The 21,613-nt window shown below is 72.9% G+C and carries 16 protein-coding genes; 12 read left to right on the plus strand and 4 right to left on the minus strand.

The window, feature by feature from the left end:
• Window positions 1-37 precede the first annotated feature (37 nt).
• The gene (locus K7787_RS18220) at window positions 38-1,165 is read right to left on the minus strand and encodes an adenosine deaminase (protein ID WP_203621105.1); all 1,128 of its coding nucleotides are present in this window, start codon (window positions 1,163-1,165) and stop codon (window positions 38-40) included.
• 387 nt (window positions 1,166-1,552) lie between these two features.
• Here K7787_RS18220 and K7787_RS18225 point away from each other — a divergent pair, with 387 nt between their 5' ends.
• Window positions 1,553-2,335: a DUF4190 domain-containing protein gene (locus K7787_RS18225; protein ID WP_223002187.1), complete on the plus strand. Its 783-nt coding sequence runs from the start codon at window positions 1,553-1,555 to the stop codon at window positions 2,333-2,335.
• A 146-nt stretch (window positions 2,336-2,481) separates the two neighbouring features.
• The gene (locus K7787_RS18230) at window positions 2,482-2,991 is read left to right on the plus strand and encodes a DUF4190 domain-containing protein (protein WP_223002189.1); all 510 of its coding nucleotides are present in this window, start codon (window positions 2,482-2,484) and stop codon (window positions 2,989-2,991) included.
• A 490-nt stretch (window positions 2,992-3,481) separates the two neighbouring features.
• Here the strand turns inward: K7787_RS18230 and ybiA are convergent, their stop codons facing one another.
• The gene (ybiA, locus tag K7787_RS18235) at window positions 3,482-4,039 is read right to left on the minus strand and encodes a riboflavin biosynthesis intermediates N-glycosidase (protein WP_223002191.1); all 558 of its coding nucleotides are present in this window, start codon (window positions 4,037-4,039) and stop codon (window positions 3,482-3,484) included.
• A 211-nt stretch (window positions 4,040-4,250) separates the two neighbouring features.
• On the opposite strand from ybiA, the gene K7787_RS18240 reads away from it, so the two are divergent.
• The 7 genes from K7787_RS18240 (at window position 4,251) to K7787_RS18270 (ending at window position 13,417) form a co-directional block, all read left to right on the plus strand.
• Complete coding sequence (locus tag K7787_RS18240) at window positions 4,251-5,786, plus strand: gamma-aminobutyraldehyde dehydrogenase (protein ID WP_223002193.1); 1,536 nt, start codon at window positions 4,251-4,253, stop codon at window positions 5,784-5,786.
• Window positions 5,787-5,836: 50 nt separating this feature from the next.
• Window positions 5,837-7,084, plus strand: coding sequence for an ABC transporter substrate-binding protein (locus K7787_RS18245; RefSeq protein WP_223002195.1), 1,248 nt, complete (start codon window positions 5,837-5,839; stop codon window positions 7,082-7,084).
• Complete coding sequence (locus tag K7787_RS18250; protein WP_009190936.1) at window positions 7,081-8,247, plus strand: ABC transporter ATP-binding protein; 1,167 nt, start codon at window positions 7,081-7,083, stop codon at window positions 8,245-8,247. The genes K7787_RS18245 and K7787_RS18250 overlap by 4 nt, the downstream gene beginning before the upstream one ends.
• Window positions 8,247-9,176, plus strand: coding sequence for an ABC transporter permease (locus tag K7787_RS18255; RefSeq protein ID WP_043261363.1), 930 nt, complete (start codon window positions 8,247-8,249; stop codon window positions 9,174-9,176). Before K7787_RS18250 ends, K7787_RS18255 begins: the two co-directional genes overlap by 1 nt.
• Window positions 9,177-9,977, plus strand: a complete 801-nt coding sequence (locus K7787_RS18260; protein WP_009190938.1) for an ABC transporter permease — start codon at window positions 9,177-9,179, stop codon at window positions 9,975-9,977.
• A 48-nt stretch (window positions 9,978-10,025) separates the two neighbouring features.
• A complete protein-coding gene (locus K7787_RS18265; protein WP_009190939.1) occupies window positions 10,026-11,444 on the plus strand; it encodes an NAD(P)/FAD-dependent oxidoreductase in 1,419 nt (472 codons plus the stop codon).
• A 131-nt stretch (window positions 11,445-11,575) separates the two neighbouring features.
• Window positions 11,576-13,417, plus strand: coding sequence for a chitinase (locus K7787_RS18270; protein ID WP_223002197.1), 1,842 nt, complete (start codon window positions 11,576-11,578; stop codon window positions 13,415-13,417).
• On the opposite strand, the gene K7787_RS18275 is transcribed toward K7787_RS18270, so the two are convergent.
• Window positions 13,356-14,102: a phosphatase PAP2 family protein gene (locus tag K7787_RS18275; protein ID WP_247721030.1), complete on the minus strand. Its 747-nt coding sequence runs from the start codon at window positions 14,100-14,102 to the stop codon at window positions 13,356-13,358. The genes K7787_RS18270 and K7787_RS18275 overlap by 62 nt on opposite strands.
• A 137-nt stretch (window positions 14,103-14,239) precedes the next feature.
• On the opposite strand from K7787_RS18275, the gene K7787_RS18280 reads away from it, so the two are divergent.
• Window positions 14,240-15,703, plus strand: coding sequence for a hydrolase (locus K7787_RS18280; protein WP_223002199.1), 1,464 nt, complete (start codon window positions 14,240-14,242; stop codon window positions 15,701-15,703).
• Window positions 15,704-16,125: 422 nt separating this feature from the next.
• Here K7787_RS18280 and gabT read toward each other — a convergent pair whose 3' ends face one another.
• A complete protein-coding gene (gabT, locus tag K7787_RS18285; protein WP_009190943.1) occupies window positions 16,126-17,460 on the minus strand; it encodes a 4-aminobutyrate--2-oxoglutarate transaminase in 1,335 nt (444 codons plus the stop codon).
• 351 nt (window positions 17,461-17,811) lie between these two features.
• Between gabT and K7787_RS18290 the strand changes: the two genes are divergently transcribed.
• Both K7787_RS18290 and K7787_RS18295 read left to right on the plus strand, forming a co-directional pair.
• Window positions 17,812-20,373 carry a type IV secretory system conjugative DNA transfer family protein gene (locus tag K7787_RS18290; RefSeq protein WP_223002201.1) on the plus strand — a complete coding sequence of 854 codons (2,562 nt, stop codon included), beginning with the start codon at window positions 17,812-17,814 and terminating at the stop codon, window positions 20,371-20,373.
• Between the two features lie 210 nt (window positions 20,374-20,583).
• On the plus strand, window positions 20,584-21,613 hold a 1,030-nt coding region (locus K7787_RS18295; protein ID WP_247721031.1), incomplete at its 3' end, for a PucR family transcriptional regulator ligand-binding domain-containing protein.

Below are 21,613 nucleotides of genomic sequence, written 5' to 3' on the forward strand. Positions count from 1 at the left end.
CGGCCGCCCGGACCCCATGTGCCCCGGTCGTCCCGGCTCAGGACGCGAGCCACCGCTGCGTGTACGCGTCGATCTCGTCGGCGATACGCGTCTTGCCCGCCTCGTCCAGGAAGGAGGCGCGCACCGCGTTCTTCGCCAGCTCGGCGATCCCCCGCTCGTCCAGGCCGAGGAGGCGGGCGGCGACGGCGTACTCGCTGTTCAGGTCCGTGCCGAACATCGGCGGGTCGTCGGAGTTGATCGTGACGAGGACGCCCGCCTCGACGAACGTCCGCAGCGGATGCTCGTCCAGGGTGCGGACGGCGCGGGTGGCGATGTTGGAGGTCGGGCACACCTCCAGCGCGATCCGGTGCTCGGCCAGGTGCGCGAGCAGCCGGGGGTCCCGCGCGGAGCTGGTGCCGTGGCCGATGCGCTCGGCGCGCAGCTCGGTCAGCGCGTCCCACACCGTCTCGGGGCCGGTGGTCTCCCCGGCGTGCGGCACCGAGTGCAGCCCGGCGGCGATCGCCCGGTCGAAGTACGGCTTGAACTGGGGCCGCGGCACCCCGATCTCGGGACCGCCGAGCCCGAAGGAGACCAGGCCCTCGGGCCGCAGCCGGTCGTCGGTGGCGAGCCGGGCGGTCTCCTCGGCCGACTCCAGACCGGCCTCGCCGGGGATGTCGAAGCACCAGCGCAGCACGGTCCCGAACTCGGCCTCGGCGGCCTTGCGGGCGTCCTCGATCGCGTCCATGAAGGCCCGCGCGTCGATGCCGCGGCGGGTGGAGGAGAACGGGGTGAGGGTCAGCTCGGCGTAGCGGACCTGCTGGCGGGCCATGTCCCGGGCGATCTCGTACGTCAGCAGCCGTACGTCCTCCGGGGTGCGGATGAGGTCCACCACGGACAGGTACACCTGGATGAAGTGGGCGAAGTCCGTGAACGTGAAGTAGTCGGCGAGCGCCTCGGGGTCGGTGGGGACCTTGGAGTCGGGGTGCCGGGCGGCCAGCTCGGAGACGATCCGGGGGGAGGCCGAGCCGACGTGGTGCACGTGCAGTTCGGCCTTGGGCAGCCCCGCGATGAAGGCGTGCGGGTCGCGGGATGCGGGCTGGACGGTCACGGGATTCCCTCCCCGGCAGGGCACCGGCCGCGGCGGGGCGGCGGTGCGGGTGATCGGCTGATCGATGAGCACGGCCATCGTAGGCCCCCCTCCGGCCGCCGAAGGCGGGGCGGGGGAGGCGTGCGGGGGCGGCCGGACCGCCGCCCGGGACCACCCCCGGCGGAGCCGCCCCGGCCGGCCGACCACCCCCGGCGAAGCCGCCCCGGCCTCCGCCGCCGGAGCCGCGAGGTCACCGTCGGCGGAGCCGCCCGGCCGCCCCCCGGCGAAGCCGCGAGGCCGCCGTCGCCTCTCCGTCGTCGCGGAAGCCGCAGGGCCGCAGGGCCGCTGGCCCGCTGGGCTGCCGGGGTGCCGTGCTGCCGAGCGGCCGGGTCGCCGGGCCGCCGTCGGCGGGGCCGCCCGGCCGTCGGGTGGGCGGGGGCCAGGCCTTAGCATGGCGGGACGTTCGACCGAGGGGGACACGACGACATGACGGACGGCACAGGGGCGGACGGGAACGCCGGGGCCGGCGACAACCCGTGGGCGCCGCCCGAGAGCGGTTCCGCCGGACAGAAGGACCCGCGGGGACCGCAGGCCCCCTCGCCGCAGGACGCGTATCCGCCGCAGGACCGGCCGCCCGTGACACCGCCGTCCGTGCACGACCAGGCCACCATGGCCGCGGTGCCGTTCCCCGAGTACCCGCCGCCCGGCGGCCCGGCGGGCACGCCGCCCGGCGCCCCGGCCGGCGAGTCCGCCGTACCCCCGCCGCCCATAGCGCCCACGGGCCCCGGCGGCGGCTACGGCTACCCCGGTCAGCCCGGTCCCTCCGGGCACCCGGGCCAGCCCGGTTATCCCGGCCAGCCCGGTTACCCGGGGCAGCCCGGCTACCCCGGCCCGGGCGGCTACCCGGCCTACGGCTGGCCCGGCGTGGCCATGGCCCCGCAGAACGGCATGGGCACCGCCGCCCTGGTGCTCGGCATCCTGGCCTGCTGCCTGTTCTGCATGTACGGCGTGGTCTCGCTGATCCTCGGCATCCTCGCCGTGGTCTTCGGCATCAAGGGGCGGCGCAGGGCGGAGCGGGGCGAGGCGGACAACCACGGCCAGGCCCAGGCCGGTTTCGTCATGGGCATCATCGGGATCGTGCTCGGCATCGCCGTGATCGTCTTCCTGGTCATCACGATCGTGGTCGCCGTGAACGACGACGAGTCGGACCCCTACTACCCGTACGACGATTCGCTGCGAACGACCGCCGCCGCCGTTCTGCCCCGCTGAGACGGACACCGGGACGGGGGCCGGGCCGGCTCCCGCCTCGGCCGGCGCCCGCGACCAGGCGCGGGGCCGCCCCGGGACATCCCGACCGCTGTTCGATCAAGGCCATTACGATGCCTTGACTGTTCAAACGGAGGGGAGACCACATCATGTCCGACACCCAGCCCGCGTCCGGAGGATTCGGGCCGCCGTCCCAGCCGCCGCCCGCGCCGGGCTACGGAGCCCCGCAGCCCGCCCCGGGCTACGGTTACCCGCAGCAGCCGGGAGCGGCCGTACCGCAGCAGCCGGGTGCCGGTTACGCGCAGCAGCCGGGCCTCGGCTACCCGGCCGCGCCGCCCGTGGGCTACCCGTCCGCCCCCGGCTACGGCATGGGCGTGGGCATGCAGCCGAGCAACGGCCTGGGCACCGCGGGCCTGGTGCTCGGCATCATCGGCGTCGTCTGCAGCCTGACCGTGTTCCTGTGGTTCTTCGGGATCATCCTGGGCATCCTCGCCATCGTCTTCGGCGCCATCGGACGCGGGAAGGCGAACCGGGGCGAGGCCACCAACAAGGGCGCGGCCACCGGCGGCCTGGTCTGCGGCATCGTCGCCACGGTGGTGCTGCCGGTGCTGGGCCTCATCCTGTTCGCGGGGATCATGGGCACCGCCGGCACGTTCTGACCCCACGGCGCCGACCCACCGCGGGGGCAGGCCCCGCCCCGCCCCCGCGCCACGGCCACCGACACACCGCGCCGACCCGAACGGCGGGCCCCACCCCCGCGCACCGCGCGGCCCCCCGAGCGCCCGGCCCCCACTCCGGCGCACCCGGCCGCGCCCCAGCGCCAGCCCCCTCGGGACCCGAGCGAGCCCCCGCATCCCGACCGGCGAACTACGCCGAGCCCGAGCGCCCGGCCCGCCACCGGGCAGCACCTCGCGCGAACCCACGCACCCGAGCCGAACCGGCGCCGGGCGCAACCACCCCCGCTCCCAGCGGTCGCCCGCGCTGCCACCCGGCCCGGCGCCCGCACCGCTACCCAGCACGGCCCGGCGCCCGCACCGCTACCCCGCTCCCAGCCGCCGCCCCGTCACTACCCGGACCCGTCACTACCCGGACCAGCCCGGCCCGCCGCCCCGTCACTCCCCAGACCGGCCCGGCCCGCCGTCCCCGCCGCTACCCCGTCGCCACTCGCTCCCGCGCCTCCATCAGCGCGAATCCCAGCAGGTTCGGTCCCCGCCACCGCTCCGGATCGGCGGCGGCCTCGTCATCGGCGGCCAGGCCGATCCCCCACACGCGGTCCACCGGACTCGCCTCCACCAGCACCCTCTCGCCCGTGCGCAGCAGGAACTCCCGCAGCTCGGGGTGCGCGGCGAACTTGCGCTCGCTGCCCGCCACCACGATCCCGAACCGCTCCCGGGCCCATGTCTCCTCGTCGAAGCCCCGCACCAGCCGCCCGGCCTTCTTCGCCTCGGCCGGGTGCCCCGCGGCCAGCACCCGCCGCTCCGCCTCCGCGTCCTGGAACAGCCGGGCCTTGGCCGCCATCATCCAGTGCTCCGCGGTCGCGTACGTCACGCCGTCGACGGTGAACGGCGACGGCCACCACTGGCTCAGGCAGCTCGCGCCCACCCGGCCGTCGGGCCGCGGCCGGTGGCCCCAGAAGTACAGATACTTCACGTGCGCCCCCGCGCGGACCTCCCTGATCAGGGCATCCTGAGAGTCGATCTTCCCCATGCACGCGAGTGTGGCACGCACCACTGACACTCCGTCCCGCCTTTTCCGTGGCGACTCGACACCTGGTCGACAGATTCCGTCGCGTAACCAAAAGGCAACAACGGAATCACTTGTTGGCGTCCACCTGCTCTGTCAGGATCGGCACTCAAATCGAGCTGGAGCTACGCCACCCGCCCCCTCAGGACGCGGGGCGACGGCGGAGGAGAGCGACATGCACAACCCGGCCACCGCCACGCCGGAACGATTCCCCGCGCAGGACCGCTTCGCGGACGGCGCGCAGTACATCGCCGGCCGCCCGGCCAAGGGCACGTCCGGCCGCACCCACACCGTGATCGACCCGGCCACCGGCGAGGACGTCCTCACCTACGACCTGGCCGGCCCCGAGGACGTCGACGCCGCGGTCGCCGCCGCGCGCGAGGCGTTCCCCGGCTGGGCGGGCGCCACCGCCGGCGAGCGCTCGGACGCCCTGCACCGCTTCGCCGCCGTGCTCGCCGAGCAGGCCGAGGACCTCGCCCGCGCCGAGTCCCTCCAGTGCGGCAAGCCGCTCAAGCTGACCCGCGAGTTCGACGTACCGGGCACGGTCGACAACACCGCGTTCTTCGCGGGCGCCGCCCGGCACCTCCAGGGTCAGTCCGCGGGCGAGTACTCCGGCGACCACACCTCCTACGTCCGCCGGGAGCCGATCGGCGTCGTCGGCTCCATCGCGCCCTGGAACTACCCGCTCCAGATGGCCGCCTGGAAGATCCTCCCGGCGATCGCGGCGGGCAACACCATCGTGCTGAAGCCGGCCGAGCTGACCCCGCTGACCTCGCTGATGTTCGCGCGGGCCGCCACCGAGGCGGGCATCCCGGACGGGGTGATCAACATCGTCACCGGCACCGGCCGGGAGGCCGGCGAGCACCTGGTCGGCCACCCGGACGTGGCGATGACGTCCTTCACCGGCTCCACCGCCGTCGGCAAGCGGGTCGCCGAGGTCGCCACCGCCACCGTCAAGCGCCTGCACCTGGAACTCGGCGGCAAGGCCCCGTTCGTCGTCTTCGACGACGCCGACCTGGAGGCCGCCGTCCACGGCGCGGTCGCCGGCGCCCTCATCAACACCGGCCAGGACTGCACGGCCGCCACCCGCGCGTATGTGCAGCGCCCCCTCTACGACGCGTTCGTGGAGCGCACCGCCGCCCTGATGGAGAGCGTCCGCCTCGGCGACCCGTTCGCCCCCGGCACCGACCTCGGCCCGCTGATCTCGCACGCCCAGCGCGACCGCGTCGCCGGCTTCGTGGACCGCGCCCGCGGCTACGCCCGCGTGGTCACCGGCGGCGAGGCCCCGCAGGGCGAGCTGAAGAACGGCGCCTACTACCGCCCGACCCTGATCGCCGACGCCCCGCAGGACAGCGAGATCGTCCAGTCCGAGATCTTCGGCCCCGTTCTCGCCGTACTGCCCTTCGACGGCGACGACGAGGGCATCCGGCTCGCCAACGACACGCCGTACGGCCTGGCCGCCTCCGCCTGGAGCCGCGACGTGTACCGCGCGAACCGCGCCACCCGCGAGATCAAGGCGGGCTGCGTCTGGGTCAACGACCACATCCCGATCATCAGCGAGATGCCGCACGGCGGACACAAGCAGTCCGGCTACGGCAAGGACATGTCGGCGTACTCGTTCGAGGAGTACACCCAGATCAAGCACGTCATGTTCGACAACACCGCGGTGGTCCGCAAGGACTGGCACCGCACCGTTTTCGGGGACCGATAGCAGACCGGCCGTCCGACCAGGCCGACCCCTCCCGAAAGGGCACCACGCGCATGGAGCAGTACGAGCCCGACCGCCCGCCCCAGGCCCTGCCGCACACCGCAGGGCGCGGCCGCACCGCCGGCAGGACCGCCCTCACCCGCCGCTCGCTGCTGCGGGCCGGTGCGGGCGGCGCGCTCGCCGTCGGCGGACTCGGGGCGCTGAGCGCCTGCGGGATCCCCGCGGCCGGCAAGACCCAGGGCGGCACCGCCACCGAGGACCACTCGGCGAAGGAGAAGACCGTGAACTTCTCCAACTGGCCCGAGTACATCGACGTGGACGACAGCGGCAAGCACCACCCGACCCTGGAGACGTTCACGAAACGGACCGGCATCCAGGTCAAGTACACCGAGGACATCAACGACAACAACGAGTTCTTCGGCAAGATCAAGCCGCAGCTCGCCGCCGGCCAGGACACCGGCCGGGACATCATCGTCCTCACCGACTGGCTGGCCGCCCGGGTGATCCGCCTCGGCTGGGTGCAGAAACTCGACCCGGCCAACCTGCCGCACGCCTTCGCCAACCTCTCCGCCCAGTTCCGCAGCCCCGACTGGGACCCCGGCCACGCCTACGGCTATCCCTGGCAGGGCGTCTCCACCGTCATCGCCTTCAACAAGAAGGCCCTCGACGGCATCGAGGTGAAGTCGGTCTCCGACCTGCTCGACAACCCCAGGCTCAAGGGCCGGGTCGGCTTCCTGTCGGAGATGCGCGACAGCATCGGCATGACCCTGCTCGACATGGGCAAGGACCCGGCCAAGGTCACCGCCGACGACTACGACGCGGCCCTCGCCCGCCTCCAGAAGGCCGTCGACAAGGGCCAGATCCGCCGCTTCACCGGCAACGACTACACCTCCGACCTCAGCAAGGGCGACCTCGCGGCCTGCGTGGCCTGGGGCGGCGACGTGGTGCAGCTCAAGGCGGACAACCCCGCCATCGACTACGTCATACCGGCCAGCGGCTACATGACCTCCACCGACGTGATGCTGATCCCCAACAAGGCCCGCCACAAGACCAACGCCGAGCGGCTGATCGACTTCTACTACCAGCCCGAGCAGGCCGCCGCGCTCGCCGCGTACGTCAACTACGTGTCTCCCGTCGACGGTGTGAAGCCCTACCTTGCGAAGATCGACGCGTCGGCGGCCGACAACCCGCTGATCGTCCCCACCAAGGACACGGCAGCCAGGTCCCACTCCTTCCGCGCCCTCGGCGAGAAGGAAGAGGCGGCCTACGAAGAGAAGTTCGCGAAGCTCACAGGGGCGTGACGACCATGAAGACGACGACAGACAACAGCGGCGACGTCCGCCTCACCCAGATCGGCAAGCGCTACGGCGCCTTCACCGCCGTGCACCCGCTGGACCTGACCGTGCCCGAGGGCTCCTTCTTCGCCCTGCTCGGCGCCTCCGGCTGCGGCAAGACCACCACCCTGCGCATGATCGCCGGACTGGAGGAGCCCAGCCAGGGCGCCGTCCACCTCGGCGACCAGGACGTGACCCACCTGCCGCCCTACAAGCGCCCGGTGAACACGGTCTTCCAGTCCTACGCCCTCTTCCCGCACCTCGACATCTTCGAGAACGTCGCCTTCGGCCTGCGCCGGCGCGGCATCAAGAGCGTGAAGAAGCAGGTCGAGGAGATGCTCGACCTGGTCCAGCTCGGCGAGCAGGCCCGCAAGAAACCGCACCAGCTCTCCGGCGGCCAGCAGCAGCGCGTGGCCGTGGCCCGCGCCCTGATCAACCACCCCAAGGTGCTGCTGCTGGACGAGCCGCTCGGCGCCCTCGACCTCAAGCTGCGCCGCCAGATGCAGCTGGAGCTCAAGCGCATCCAGACCGAGGTCGGCATCACCTTCGTGCACGTCACGCACGACCAGGAGGAGGCCATGACGATGGCCGACACGGTCGCCGTGATGAACGCCGGCCGGGTCGAACAGCTAGGCTCGCCGACCGACCTCTACGAGAACCCGCGCACCACGTTCGTCGCGAACTTCCTCGGCACCTCCAACTTCATCGAGGCCGACGTCGACTTCAAGACCGGCGACGAGATCGCCCTGAACGCGGGCGGCGGCAAGCTGTTCCTGCCGGTGGCGCGATGTTCCGCCCCGGCCGCGTCCGGCGGGAAGGTGCTGGTGGGCGTCCGCCCGGAGAAGATCTCCCTCACCCACGCCGACGACGCCGGCGAGATCCCCGAGGGCCGCAACCGCATCACGGGCCGCATCGCCGACTCCAGTTTCATCGGCGTCTCCACCCAGTACGTGATCGACAGCCCGGTCTGCTCCGGCTTCGAGGTCTACGCCCAGAACGTCGACCGCGACCCGCGCCTGACCCCCGGCGCCGAGGTCGTCCTGCACTGGAACCCGGCGCACACCTTCGGCCTGGACGCCGCGCAGGATGCCGACGCCGGTGTCGAGTCCGTCGAGGAGGACGCCGCCTGATGTCCGCCGCCACCGAGGCGCCGCCCCCGCTCGCGCCCACCGCACCCGAGAAGAAGCCCCCGCGCAAACGGGGCCGTCTCACCCCCTACTGGCTGCTGCTGCCCGGCATCCTGTGGCTGGTCGTCTTCTTCGCGCTGCCGCTGGTCTACCAGGCCTCCACGTCCGTGCAGACCGGCTCCCTGGAGCAGGGCTACAAGGTCACCTGGCACTTCGCGACCTACTGGGACGCGCTGTCCGAGTACTGGCCGCAGTTCCTGCGCTCGGTCCTGTACGCGGCCTCCGCGACGATCCTGTGCCTGCTGCTCGGCTATCCGCTGGCGTATCTGATCGCCTTCCGCGCCGGCCGCTGGCGCAACCTGATCATGATCCTGGTGATCGCGCCGTTCTTCACCAGCTTCCTGATCCGCACCCTGGCGTGGAAGACGATCCTCGCCGACGGCGGCCCGGTCGTCGGCGCGCTGAACACCCTGCACCTCCTGGACGTCACCAACTGGCTCGGCTGGACCGCCGGCGACCGCGTGCTCGCCACCCCGCTCGCGGTGGTGTGCGGACTGACGTACAACTTCCTGCCGTTCATGATCCTGCCGCTGTACACCTCGCTGGAGCGGATCGACGGGCGGCTGCACGAGGCGGCCGGCGACCTGTACGCCCGGCCGTGGACCACCTTCCGCAAGGTCACCTTCCCGCTGTCCATGCCCGGCGTGGTCTCCGGCACCCTGCTGACCTTCATCCCGGCCGCCGGCGACTACGTCAACGCCGACCTGCTCGGCTCCACCGACACCCGCATGGTCGGCAACGTCATCCAGTCGCAGTTCCTGCGCATCCTCGACTATCCGACGGCCGCCGCGCTCTCCTTCATCCTCATGGCCGCCATTCTCGCCATGGTCACCGTCTACATCCGCAGGTCCGGGACGGAGGATCTCGTCTAAATGCCCTTCGTCAACTGGCTCAAGCGCCATCTCGTCGTCATCGCGGGGCTTTTCACCCTCGGTTATCTGCTGCTGCCGAACGTCGTCGTCACGGTGTTCTCCTTCAACAAACCGAAGGGCCGCTTCAATTACGAGTGGCAGCAGTTCTCCACCGACGCCTGGAAGGACCCGTGCGGCGTCGCCGGAATGTGCGGCTCGCTCTCCCTCAGCCTCCAGATCGCCGTCTGGGCGACCCTCGGCGCCACCGTGCTGGGCACGATGATCGCGTTCGCGCTGGTCCGCTACCGCTTCCGCGCCCGCGGCGCCGTGAACTCGCTGATCTTCCTGCCGATGGCGATGCCCGAGGTCGTCATGGCCGCCTCGCTGCTCACCCTGTTCCTCAACATGGGCGCTCAGCTGGGCTTCTGGACCATCCTCATCGCCCACATCATGTTCTGCCTCAGCTTCGTCGTCACCGCCGTCAAGGCCCGTGTGATGTCGATGGACCCGAGACTGGAGCAGGCCGCGCAGGACCTCTACGCCGGCCCGGTCCAGACCTTCCTCCGGGTCACCCTGCCCATCGCGGCACCCGGAATCGCCGCGGGCGCGCTGCTCGCCTTCGCGCTCTCCTTCGACGATTTCATCATCACCAATTTCAACGCCGGTTCCACGGTCACCTTCCCCATGTTCGTGTGGGGATCGGCGCAGCGCGGCACACCCGTCCAGATCAATGTCATCGGAACGGCCATGTTCGTCGTCGCCGTACTGTTCGTGCTGACCTCCATGGTCATCGGGAACCGCCGCAACAAGCAGAAGGCATGACCGCCGGAACTCCGCACGACCGCCATAACTCTGTAGGGAGTTGAAATCATGGCCCCTGGCGCCATGACCCGTTGGACGAAGTCGCTTTCCGAGGCGCAGCCGGTCGCGTACTGGCTGGACGACCCCGGCAGGCCCCGCCCCGAGCCCGCCCTGACCGGCGCCGAGACCTGCGACCTGCTGGTGGTCGGCGGCGGCTACAGCGGACTGTGGACCGCGCTGATCGCCAAGGAGCGCGACCCGGCCACGGACGTGGTGCTGGTGGAGGGCCGCGAGGCGGGCTGGGCCGCCTCCGGCCGCAACGGCGGCTTCTGCGCCGCCTCCCTCACCCACGGTCTGGCCAACGGCCTCACCCGCTGGCCCGACGAGATCCACCAGCTGGAGGAGCTGGGCGCCCGCAACCTCGACGCCATCGAGGAGGCGGTCGCCCGCCACGGGATCGACTGCGAGTTCGAGCGCACCGGCGAGATCGACGTGGCCACCGAGCCCTACCAGGCCTGGGAGCTGAAGGACTGGTACGCCGAGCTGGAGGCCAAGGGCCTGGCCCGGGGACTGGAGTTCCTCGACCGGGACGCCGTGCGCGAGCAGGTCGCCTCGCCCACCTTCGAGGCCGGGCTCTGGGACCGCCGGGGCGTGGCCATGCTCCACCCGGCGAAACTCGCCTGGGGCCTCAAGCGGGCCTGTCTGCGGCTCGGGGTGCGGATCTACGAGCACACCCCCGCGCTCACCCTCAAGCCGTACGGCGCCGGCATGGCCGTGCGCACCCCCTACGGGCAGGTCCGCGCCCGCCAGGTCGCCCTCGGCACCAACATCTTCCCCAGCCTGGTCAAGCGGGTGCGCTCCTACACGGTGCCGGTCTACGACTACGCGATGATGACCGAGCCGCTCACCGCCGACCAGCTGGCGTCGATCGGCTGGAAGAACCGCCAGGGCCTCGGCGACTCGGCCAACCAGTTCCACTACTTCCGGCTCTCCGCCGACAACCGCATCCTGTGGGGCGGCTACGACGCCGTCTACCCCTACGGCGGCCGGGTGCGCGCCGAGTACGACGACCGCCCGGAGACGTACGCCAAGCTCGCCGGGCACTTCTTCACCTGCTTCCCGCAGCTGGAGGGGGTGCGCTTCACGCACACCTGGGGCGGCGCGATCGACACCTGCTCGCGGTTCTCGGCGTTCTTCGGCACCGCCCACCAGGGCAAGGTGGCGTACGCCGCCGGCTACACCGGCCTCGGCGTCGGCGCGACCCGGTTCGGCGCGGAGGTGATGCTCGACCTGCTGTCGGGGGAGCGCACCGAGCGCACCGAGCTGGAGATGGTCCGCAGGAAGCCGCTGCCGTTCCCGCCCGAGCCGTTCGCCTGGACCGGCATCGCGCTCACCAAGTGGTCGCTGGCCAGGGCGGACGCGCACGGCGGCCGGCGCAACCTGTGGCTGCGGACGATGGACAAGCTGGGGCTGGGCTTCGACAGCTGACGCGGATCCCGGCCACGACGCGAACCGGCAGGTGACGGAGGCGGGCGCTGCCACAGGTCTTGACAACCCAATTGGTCTGGACCAAATTGTGCGGCGCCCACCCTCCAAATTCCCCCTGCCCGGAGGCACTTGTGGTTCCCGAGGTTCGCGACAGACCCAGACCCGCCAGGCGCCGGCTGCTGGCCGCGCTCACCGCCACGCTCCTGGCCGCCCCCGGCCTCACCGCCCTGTCGACGACCGCCCGGGCGGCCGACGCGGACCTCGCGCGCAACGGCGGCTTCGAATCCGGCCTCGACGGCTGGAGCTGCACGGCCGGCAAGGCCGTGACCAGCCCCGTCCGCACCGGCACGGGAGCCCTCCAGGCCACCCCGGCCGGCAGCGACAACGCGCAGTGCGCGCAGACGGTGTCCGTGCAGCCCAACGCGCAGTACACGCTGTCCGGCTGGGTGCGCGGCTCGTACGTCTACCTCGGCGCGAGCGGCACCGGCACCACCGACGTCTACGACTGGACCCAGTCCGCCGCCGACTGGCAGCGGCTGACCACCACCTTCAAGACCGGCGCGAACACCACCCAGGTCACGATCTACACCCACGGCTGGTACGGCACCGGCGCCTACTACGCCGACGACGTGTCCCTCGTCGGCCCCGGCGGCGGCTCCACCCAGCAGCCGCCCGCCGCGCCCACCGGCCTGAAGACCGGCACGGTCACCGCCGCCAGCGTGGCCCTGTCCTGGTCGGCGGCGACCGGCGCGACGAGCTACGCCGTCTACCGCGACGGCGCCAAGGTCCAGACGGTGACCGGCACCTCGGCCACGGTGACCGGCCTGACCGCCGCCACCGCCTACAGCTTCCAGGTCACCGCGGTCAACGCGGCCGGCGAGTCCGCGAAGTCGGCGGCGGTGACGGCGACGACCGCGGCAGACCCGGGCAACCCGGGCGGCGGAGGCGGCGGTTCGGACCTCCCCGCGCACGCCCTGGTCGGCTACCTGCACGCCAGCTTCGCCAACGGCTCCGGCTACACCCGCATGGCCGACGTCCCCGACAGCTGGGACGTCATCGACCTGGCCTTCGGCGAGCCGACCTCGGTCACCTCCGGCGACATCCGCTTCACCCGCTGCCCGGTCACCGAGTGTCCGAACGTGGAGAGCGACGCCGACTTCAAGGCCGCCATCAAGGCCAAGCAGGCGGCCGGCAAGAAGGTCCTGATCTCCATCGGCGGCCAGAACGGCCAGGTCCAGCTGACCACGACGGCCGCGCGGGACACCTTCGTCTCCTCCGTCTCGAAGATCATCGACGAGTACGGTCTGGACGGCCTCGACATCGACTTCGAGGGCCACTCCCTGTCCCTGAACACCGGCGACACCGACTTCCGGAACCCGACCACCCCGGTGATCGTCAACCTGATCTCGGCGATCAAGACCCTCAAGGCCAAGTACGGCTCCAAGTTCGTGCTGACCATGGCGCCGGAGACCTTCTTCGTCCAGATGGGCTACCAGTACTACGGCTCCGGCAAGTGGGGCGGCCAGGACCCGCGCTGCGGCGCCTACCTCCCGGTGATCTACGCCCTGCGCGACGACCTGACCCTGCTGCACGTCCAGGACTACAACTCGGGCTCGATCATGGGCCTGGACAACCAGTACCACTCCATGGGCGGCGCGGACTTCCACATCGCGATGACCGACATGCTGCTGACCGGCTTCCCGGTGGCCGGCGACGCGAACAACGTGTTCCCGCCGCTGCGCCCCGACCAGGTCGCCATCGGCATGCCGGCCTCCACCCAGGCGGGCAACGGCTACGTCGCCCCCGCCGAGGTCACCAAGACCCTCAACTGCCTGACCAAGAAGACCGACTGCGGCTCCTACACCACCCACGGCACCTGGCCGGCCCTGCGCGGCCTGATGACGTGGTCGGTCAACTGGGACCGGTTCGGCGGCTGGCAGTTCCAGAACACGTTCGACTCGTACTTCGGCTGAGCCACCGCAGCACCAGCCACAGGCCGGTCAGCAGCACGGCGCACAGACACCAGCTGGCCACCACGTCCAGCGGCCAGTGGTAGCCGCGCCGCACCAGCCCGTACGACACCGCGAGCACCAGCGCGGCCGCCACCCCGGCGGCCGCGCACCGCGCGAGCGCCGAACGCAACCACGGAAGGAGCACGAGCACCGCGCCCCCGTAGGCCACCGCGGCGGTCGCGGTGTGGCCCGAGGGGTAGTAACCGGTGCCGGGCGGCACGGCGGAGGTCCCGTGCCGCCCGGCCCATTCCTTGACCGGCACCACGATCGCGGGGAGCACGGCCATGAGCACGGCCGCCGCGAGGGGCGCCGCCCACCAGCGCCCGACGGCCGCCCTCCGCCCCCGCCAGGCGGCGTACCCCGCCACGGCCACGAGCACCGGCACCGCCACCTGTACGTTCCCGAGGTCGGAGAGCCACTCCGAGGCCCGGTCGGGCCGCAGCAGAGCATGGCTGACCCGCCGGTCCGCCCCGAGCAGCGGCCCGTTGCCGACGACCTGCCAGGTGATGAGCGCGAAGAGGACGGCCGGCAGCCCGACGAGTCCGGCGAGCAGTGGACGTCCGCGGCCCGGCCGTGCCGGGAAGCGGCGCGTTCCGTCCCCTGCGGCGGACGCGTGCTCGTGATGCTGATCCCGCGAGGTCGACATGCCGTACAGCTTCCCAGCCCGGCGCGTCGTGGCCCGTGACGGGGGAACTCCCGGTGCAGCCGGTCCCGCCTCTTCGGGCATCCCTCGTGCCCCTTGGCTTCCTGACTCGGCGCTGCCGGCATGTTTAAAGTCCGGGAGTGAGCCTCTGGACTTCCCTCGAGCCCGCCTCCGCGACCGTGGACCCGGGTGGCAGCACGACTGTGCGGCTGCGGTTGCGCAACACCGGTGACGTGGTGGACGAGTACCGCTTCGAGGCGGTGGGTCCTGTCGCGCCGTGGACGACGGTGGAGCCGCCGTCGCTGCGGCTGTACCCGGGGACGACGGGGACGGTGGAGCTGACGTTCGCGCCGCCGCGCACCCCGGACGCCACCGCGGGGCCGAACCCGTACGCGGTGCGGATCACGCCGACGGAGCACCCGGAGGCGGTCACCGTCCCGGAGGGCAACCTCACCATCACCCCGTTCACCGAGGTGCGGGCGGAGCTGGTGCCGCCGACGGTGAAGGGCCGTTTCCGGGGCCGCCCGCGGCTGGCGGTGGACAACCTGGGCAACACGAAGGTCACCGCGTCGGTGAGCGGCAGCGACAACGGCGATCAGTTGTCGTACGACATCCGTCCGGGCAATGTGCAGATCGAGCCGGGCCGGGCGGCGTTCGTGAAGGCGACGCTGAAGCCACGGAAGATCATCTGGTTCGGGGCGAAGGAGCAGCGGCCGTACACGCTGTCCGTGCAGCGCTCCGGTGTGAACCCGCTGCCGGTGGAGGGCACTTACCTCCAGCGCGGGTTCCTGCCCCGCTGGCTGGCCACCTTCTTCGGGGTGTTCCTGGCCCTCGGCATCACCTTCACGATGCTGTGGATCGCCTACAAGCCGAACGTCGGCAGCGGCGCCACCGAACGGGTCGCCGAGGCCGCCGGCACGCTCGCGCCCGCTCCCTCACCGACCGCCCAGGCGCCGAAGGCCCCGTCCGCCGACGCCCTGGCGCCCCCGGCCGCGACCCCGACGCAACAGGCGGGCGGAGCCGGAACCGGAACGGCAAAGGGCGACGGGGACGGAGCCGGGGCGGGAGGCGGCGGTTCCGAGGAGAAGAAGGAGGACAAGGCCCCGGAGAAGACCGCGGCGACCGTCGTCCAGCAACGGGCCGCGCGGGAACCGGACAAGCGGCACATCTGCTACCGCATCTATGTGGCCGGTGAGGGCTGGTCCGACGTCGCGTGCGACGGCGAGACGGCGGGCACACCGGGCTCCGGGAAGCCGACCACGGCCGTCAACGTCGCCGTGTTCGGGACCAAGGGCACGACCAGCGGCGCCTTCGTCTACAACCCCGCGTCGACCGATGGCACGGGGAAGTACTTCGATCCGTGGTCGACCGTCGCCGACGGCGTCGACAACTACGCCGGCAGCACCGAGAAGGGCGCCCCGCACATGCTGGGGTTCTCCATCAACGTCGACAACGGCGCCGGAGCCGTCTGCCAGACCTCCTACGTCCACAACGGCACCTGGCTCGACATGGTGTGCGACAACCCCGGGCAGGGACTCACCTTCACCTACGTCGGCACCCACGACAACAACCTGTGGATCGAAGCCGTCAGACTCACGGTGTGATCCGGACCGCCCACCGGTCAGGGCGAGGAGGCGGCGAGGGGCGACACACCGAAGGGCCGGCGCAAGGGGGGGGATTCGCGTCGGCCCTTCTGGGAACGGTCGTTCCGAACGTCTGCGGTGACCGTCCTGATCGGAACGGAACGTCGCGCGCCCCGGGGGGTTTGGGGCGGCGACCGTCCGATCGGTGAGGAGATCCGGAACCCGGGGGCTCCGGTGTGCGCGAGGCACGGCCAGGTCGAAGCTGGGGAGGCGACGGCCCGGTATCGCCCACAGTCCCCTGTGGGCGGGTGTATCTCTCATCTGCCGTAGAACCTACGGCAGCGAAGGGGCCGAGGACAGCGGGAACGGCGACCCGCCATCCTCCTCCCACACCTTCTTCACACGGTCTGCCGCCGGGCGCGCCCGATGGGCGTACCCGCCGCTCAGATGCGCGCGAACGCCTGCTCGATGATGTCGAGACCCTCGTTCAGCAGGTCCTCGCCGATGACCAGCGGGGGCAGGAAGCGCAGCACGTTGCCGTAGGTGCCACAGGTCAGGACCAGCAGGCCCTCGGCGTGGCAGGCCTTGGCCAGCGCGCCGGCCGCCTCCGGGTTCGGCTCCTTGGTGCCGCGGTCCTTGACCAGCTCGATCGCGATCATCGCGCCGCGGCCGCGGACCTCGCCGATCACGTCGAACTTCTCGGCCATGGCGCCCAGGCGGGCCTTCATGACCTCCTCGATGCGCTTGGCCTTCCCGTTGAGGTCCAGCTCCTTCATCGTCTCGATCGCGCCCAGCGCACCCGCGCAGGCGACCGGGTTGCCGCCGTAGGTGCCGCCCAGGCCGCCCGCGTGCGCGGCGTCCATGATCTCGGCGCGGCCGGTCACGGCGGCCAGCGGCAGACCGCCGGCGATGCCCTTCGCGGTGGTGATCAGGTCCGGGACGATGCCCTCGTCCTCGCAGGCGAACCACTGGCCGGTGCGGCAGAAGCCGGACTGGATCTCGTCGGCGACGAAGACGATGCCGTGGTCGGCGGCGAACTGGCGGATCGCGGGCAGGAAGCCCTTGGCCGGCTCGATGAAGCCGCCCTCGCCGAGCACCGGCTCGATGATGATCGCGGCCACGTTCTCCGCGCCGACCTGCTTGGTGATCTGGTCGACGGCCTGCGCGGCGGCCTCCGGGCCCGCGTTCTCCGGGCCGGTCGGCCAGCGGTAGCCGTAGGCGACCGGGACGCGGTAGACCTCGGGCGCGAACGGGCCGAAGCCGTGCTTGTACGGCATGTTCTTCGCCGTCAGCGCCATGGTGAGGTTCGTCCGGCCGTGGTAGCCGTGGTCGAAGACCACGACCGCCGGGCGCTTCGTGTACGCGCGGGCGATCTTCACCGCGTTCTCGACGGCCTCGGCGCCGCTGTTGAACAGGGCCGACTTCTTCGCGTGGTCACCCGGCGTCAGCTCGGCCAGCGCCTCGGCGACGGCCACGTAGCCCTCGTACGGGGTGACCATGAAACACGTGTGGGTGAAGTCGGCGAGCTGCGCGGAGGCACGGCGTACGACCGCCTCGGCGGACGCGCCGACGCTGGTCACGGCGATGCCGGAACCGAAGTCGATGATCCGGTTGCCGTCGACGTCCTCGATGATGCCGCCGCCGGCCCGGGTGACGAAGACCGGCAGCGTGGAGCCCACGCCCTGCGCGACCGCGGCGGTACGGCGGGCCTGCAGCTCCTGCGACTTCGGGCCGGGGATGGCGGTGACGACGCGGCGCTCCTGCTCAAGTGCGGTCATGGGGGGCTCCCTGATGAGATCGTGCGGGGGCGTACGGCCCGGGTGGCCCGAGGGGGGCCGTGCTCCGGCGCGTACGAGGCGCGTACCGGGGATGTTTTTCGGACGCTTTCCTTCTTTTCTCGCAGGTTAGGGCGGCGAAGGAGGGGCGGGCATGCTCCATGTGGGCGTTGTCGGCGCTCGCCGTTGTCCGAGATGGATATAGAAGGGGGAGTGCGCCGTGCGCGGCGGCGGGCCGCCGCCTGGGCCCGCGCCTTCGCGCGCGAGCGGTGAACTCCCCTTGCCGGGGCGTTAGATTGACTCGCGGATCGACTCGATGACGGTGACGGAACGGCTGCTCAGGGGGCACGGCAGATGGACGACGGGACGCAGGACGCCCGGGGGACGCACCCCAAGCACGCGCACCCCGTGCCGCGCCCGGCGGCGCCACGGGAGACCCCGCCCGCCGCACCGCCCGCCACGCCGCCCGGCGGCCACGGCCGGCCGCCGTACGTACCCCCCGCCGCGCCGCAGTACGCCCCGCCGCAGGCCCCCGCGGCCCCGCCCCGCCCGGCGGCCCCGCCGGGCGCGCACGACCGGCCGCCGTACGGCCCCGGGCCGCAGGCCCCGGGAGGCCCGGGGCAGCCGTCGTACGCCCCCGCGCCCGCCCCCCGCGCCGCCGTCGCCGACTGGCTCGACACCCCCCGCCCCGCCGCCGCCCCCGGCATCTGGCGCTTCGGCCACCGCCCGCCCAAGGACGCCGCCCCGGACCGGCTGCCCTCGATCACCGTCGTCGGCCTGCTCGTCCCGCTGGTCCTCGCCCTGCTCGTGTGGTCGCTGTGGCGGCAGGGCGCGGTGCCCTACGAGGCGGCCCCGCTGAAACTGTTCACCCCCTCCGACTGGTGGTGGGCCGGCACCGTCTCGCCCAAGGGCATGGAGGGCCGCGAGGCCCGGGTGGTCTACGACGGCCTCTTCTTCGCCGTCCTCGTCTACGCCGTCGCCCGGCTCGGCAGCTGGCCCGAGGTCGTCCGCCACTTCATCGGCCGCCGCCCGCAGCCCGCCCGCGCCCTGTACGCCGCCGTCGCCGCCCTCGGCGTGCTCAGCCTGGTCTTCCCGAGCGCCTTCCCGCTGGTCGGCTGGGACCCGCTGCCCGTCGTCGATCCGGTCTTCTCCCTCGTCGTGCTGATCTCCGGCGGCTACGACCTGTTCGCCTCCCGGCTGTTCACCGACAGCCTGTACGCGGTGCTCACCGCGCTGGTGGTGTGGCCGTTCGCCCGCGTCGGCGGCTGGTGGTCCTACGGCCGCGAACTCGCCGCCCGCCGCCGCGCCGCCGCCGACCCCGCCGCCCCGCCGCCCGCCGACCTGCCCCGCTCCCAGTGGCCCGCACTGCGCAGCGCGGGCCAGCACCAGGCCGCCGAGCTGCTCACCGCCGAGGTGGCCGGCGGCCGGATGAACGACGTGGACTGCGCCCGCGTGGAGCGCGCCTGGAGCGAGGCCTGCCGCGAGGGCCGCCCGGCCGCCTTCGCCGACACCGTGCTGCACCACGGCGGCGCCGCCTGGACCCACCCCTCCGGCGCCCGCGACCTGCCCGCCCGCACCGCCCGCCACGACCTGCTGGAAGGCCAGGTGCGCCTCGGCCGCTGGGTGCCCGCCGAACGCGCTCCGCGCGCCTACCACGACGCCGGCGCCGCCCTCGGCCCCGATCTGCTCGGCACCTCCCTGCTCCTGGTCGGCCCGCCCGGCTCCGGCAAGACCCGGCACGTCACCGAGCCGATCACCGAGGCCCTCGCCCTCCAGGCCCTCACCGGCCGCTGCGCGGTGGTCGCCGTCTCCGCCGCCGGGGCGCCGCTCGGCCGGGACGCGGCCTACGACGTCGTCGTGCGGATCGGCGACCCCTCCTCCGTCCACGACCTCGACCCCTACGCCGAGTCCGACGACCCCGACGAGGCCGCCGCCTTCCTCGCCGAGGCGCTGGTCGGCGACCTCGACGGCGCCGGCGGGGTCAGCGCGCGCAGCGCCGCCGTCGCCCTCGCCCAGCTCCTCGGGCCCTACCAGGCCGTCCACGGCCGCTTCCCGCCGCTGCCCGTGCTGCGCGAACTGCTGGAGGGCGAGCCGGGCGCGCTGGCCGCGCTGCGCGCCGGGCTCGCCGCCGACGAGCACGCCGTGATGCGCCGCGAACTGGACGCCCGGATGCGGCAGGCCGGCACCCCCGCCGACGCGGGCCCGGCGCTCGCCGGCCGGCTCGCCCTGCTGGACCGGCCGGTCTTCGCCGACTTCTTCGGCGCGGGGGAGGGCGGCAGCCGGCCGTTCTCGCTGCGCGCCGTCGCCCACCACCCGCTGCGGGTGCGCATCGACCTGCCCGAGCGCGGCCACGAGGAGGCGTCGCGGCTGATCGCCCGGCTGGTCCTCGCACAGTTCCACACCGTCGTACGCGACACCGGGCGCGCCCACGCCGCCTTCCTGGTCCTCGACGACGCCACCGGCACCGTCACCCCCGAGTCCGTGCGCCGCGTCCAGCGGCTGCGCGCGCAGAACGCCGGGGTCGTCCTCGCGCTGCGCACCGTCGCCGACGTGCCCGAGGCGCTGCACGGCCCGCTGCTGGGGGCCGTCGGCTGCCGCATGGCGCTGGCCGGGGTCACCACCTGGGACGGCAGCCGGTTCGCGCACGCCTGGGGCACCGAATGGGTGGAGACCAAGGAGGTCGCCAAGCACACCGTCTTCGCCGACCAGCCGATGACCCGCGCGATCCACGCCCTGCGCAAGCTGGTCACCGGCAAGGCCGTCACCACCGACGCGGTCACCACCAAGCAGGTCGAGCGCGAGCGCTGGTCCGCCTCCCAGCTGGCCCACGAACTCCCGCCGGGCCACGCGGTGCTGTCGCTGACCGGCGTGAACGGCGAGCACGCGCCGCCGCTGCTGGTGGACCTGCGGGGCTGAGCCGGGGCGGGCGCGCACCCGTACCGCCGGGCCGGGCGCCCACCCGTACGCGCCGGGGCGCGCCCGCCCTGATGCGCCGGGGCGCGCTCGCCGGGACGGACGTACCGACTCGCGCCGATCGTACGGTGAGGCACAATCGGCAGAGGTCGTTCATACGCGGCGGCCAAAACGTCACACCCCTCACCCGACCTCCGCAGATCTGAAGGCCTCATGCCCCCGACGCTCGCCTCGCTCGTGAACCACTCCGCGCTCAAGCTGACCGTGCGCGCGGGCGGGGACCGCCTGGACGTTCCCGTCCGCTGGGCGCACGTCAGCGAGCTGGCCGACCCCGTGCCGTACATGGAGGGCGGCGAGCTGCTGCTGATCACCGCGCTCAAGCTGGACGCGGAGGACCGCGAGGCGATGCGCCGCTATGTGAAGCGGCTGGCCGGGGCCGGTGTGGTGGGACTCGGCTTCGCCGTCGGGGTGAACTACGACGAGGTCCCGGCCGCGCTCGTCGAGGCGGCCGAGGCGGAGGGGCTGCCGCTGCTGGAGGTGCCCCGGCGCACCCCGTTCCTCGCCATCAGCAAGGCCGTCTCCGCGGCCATCGCCGCCGACCAGTACCGGGCGGTCACGGCCGGCTTCGCCGCCCAGCGGGAACTGACCCGGCAGGCCCTGAACTCCGGCCCGGAGGGGCTGCTCGCCGCGCTCGCCGCGCAGGTGGACGGCTGGGCGGCGCTCTACGACGCCTCGGGCGCCGTCGTCGCCACGGCGCCCGAGTGGGCGAACCGCCGGGCCGCCCGGCTCACCGCCGACGTCGAACGGCTGCGCGACCGGCCCGCGCCCGCCTCCGCCGTGGTCGGCGGCCCCGACACCGAGGACCGCGTCGAACTGCACTCCATCGGCACCGGCCGCCGCCCGCGCGCCGCGCTCGCCGTCGGCACCGCCGCGCCGCTGGGCACCGCCGAGCGGTACGCCGTGCACTCCGCCATCGCCCTGCTCACCCTCACCACCGAACGCTCGCGCTCGCTGCACGCCGCCGAGCAGCGGATCGGCGCGGCCGTCCTGCGGATGCTGCTGGCCGGACAGCCCGACCACGCCCGCGCCGTCGCCGGGGACCTGTACGGCGGGCTGCTCGACGCGCCCTTCCGGGTCCTCGTCGCCGAGTCCGCCTCGGCGTCGGCCGCGCGGGCGCACGCCGACGCGCACGCGCGCGTGCCGGCCGCCAAGCCCGCCCCGGCGGCGGCGCTGCCCGCCGCCC

The sequence above is a fragment of the Streptomyces sennicomposti genome, from assembly GCF_019890635.1.
GTDB lineage: Bacteria > Actinomycetota > Actinomycetes > Streptomycetales > Streptomycetaceae > Streptomyces > Streptomyces sennicomposti.

Excerpts from the sequence above, each read along its gene's own strand:
- K7787_RS18220 (WP_203621105.1), bottom strand. The coding sequence starts at position 1,165 with ATGGCCGTGCTCATCGATCAGCCGATCACCCGCACCGCCGCCCCGCCG.
- K7787_RS18245 (WP_223002195.1), top strand. The coding sequence starts at position 5,837 with ATGGAGCAGTACGAGCCCGACCGCCCGCCCCAGGCCCTGCCGCACACC.
- ybiA (WP_223002191.1), bottom strand. The coding sequence starts at position 4,039 with ATGGGGAAGATCGACTCTCAGGATGCCCTGATCAGGGAGGTCCGCGCG.
- K7787_RS18225 (WP_223002187.1), top strand. The coding sequence starts at position 1,553 with ATGACGGACGGCACAGGGGCGGACGGGAACGCCGGGGCCGGCGACAAC.
- K7787_RS18275 (WP_247721030.1), bottom strand. The coding sequence starts at position 14,102 with ATGTCGACCTCGCGGGATCAGCATCACGAGCACGCGTCCGCCGCAGGG.
- K7787_RS18290 (WP_223002201.1), top strand. The coding sequence starts at position 17,812 with ATGGACGACGGGACGCAGGACGCCCGGGGGACGCACCCCAAGCACGCG.
- gabT (WP_009190943.1), bottom strand. The coding sequence starts at position 17,460 with ATGACCGCACTTGAGCAGGAGCGCCGCGTCGTCACCGCCATCCCCGGC.
- K7787_RS18265 (WP_009190939.1), top strand. The coding sequence starts at position 10,026 with ATGGCCCCTGGCGCCATGACCCGTTGGACGAAGTCGCTTTCCGAGGCG.
- K7787_RS18230 (WP_223002189.1), top strand. The coding sequence starts at position 2,482 with ATGTCCGACACCCAGCCCGCGTCCGGAGGATTCGGGCCGCCGTCCCAG.
- K7787_RS18255 (WP_043261363.1), top strand. The coding sequence starts at position 8,247 with ATGTCCGCCGCCACCGAGGCGCCGCCCCCGCTCGCGCCCACCGCACCC.
- K7787_RS18240 (WP_223002193.1), top strand. The coding sequence starts at position 4,251 with ATGCACAACCCGGCCACCGCCACGCCGGAACGATTCCCCGCGCAGGAC.
- K7787_RS18260 (WP_009190938.1), top strand. The coding sequence starts at position 9,177 with ATGCCCTTCGTCAACTGGCTCAAGCGCCATCTCGTCGTCATCGCGGGG.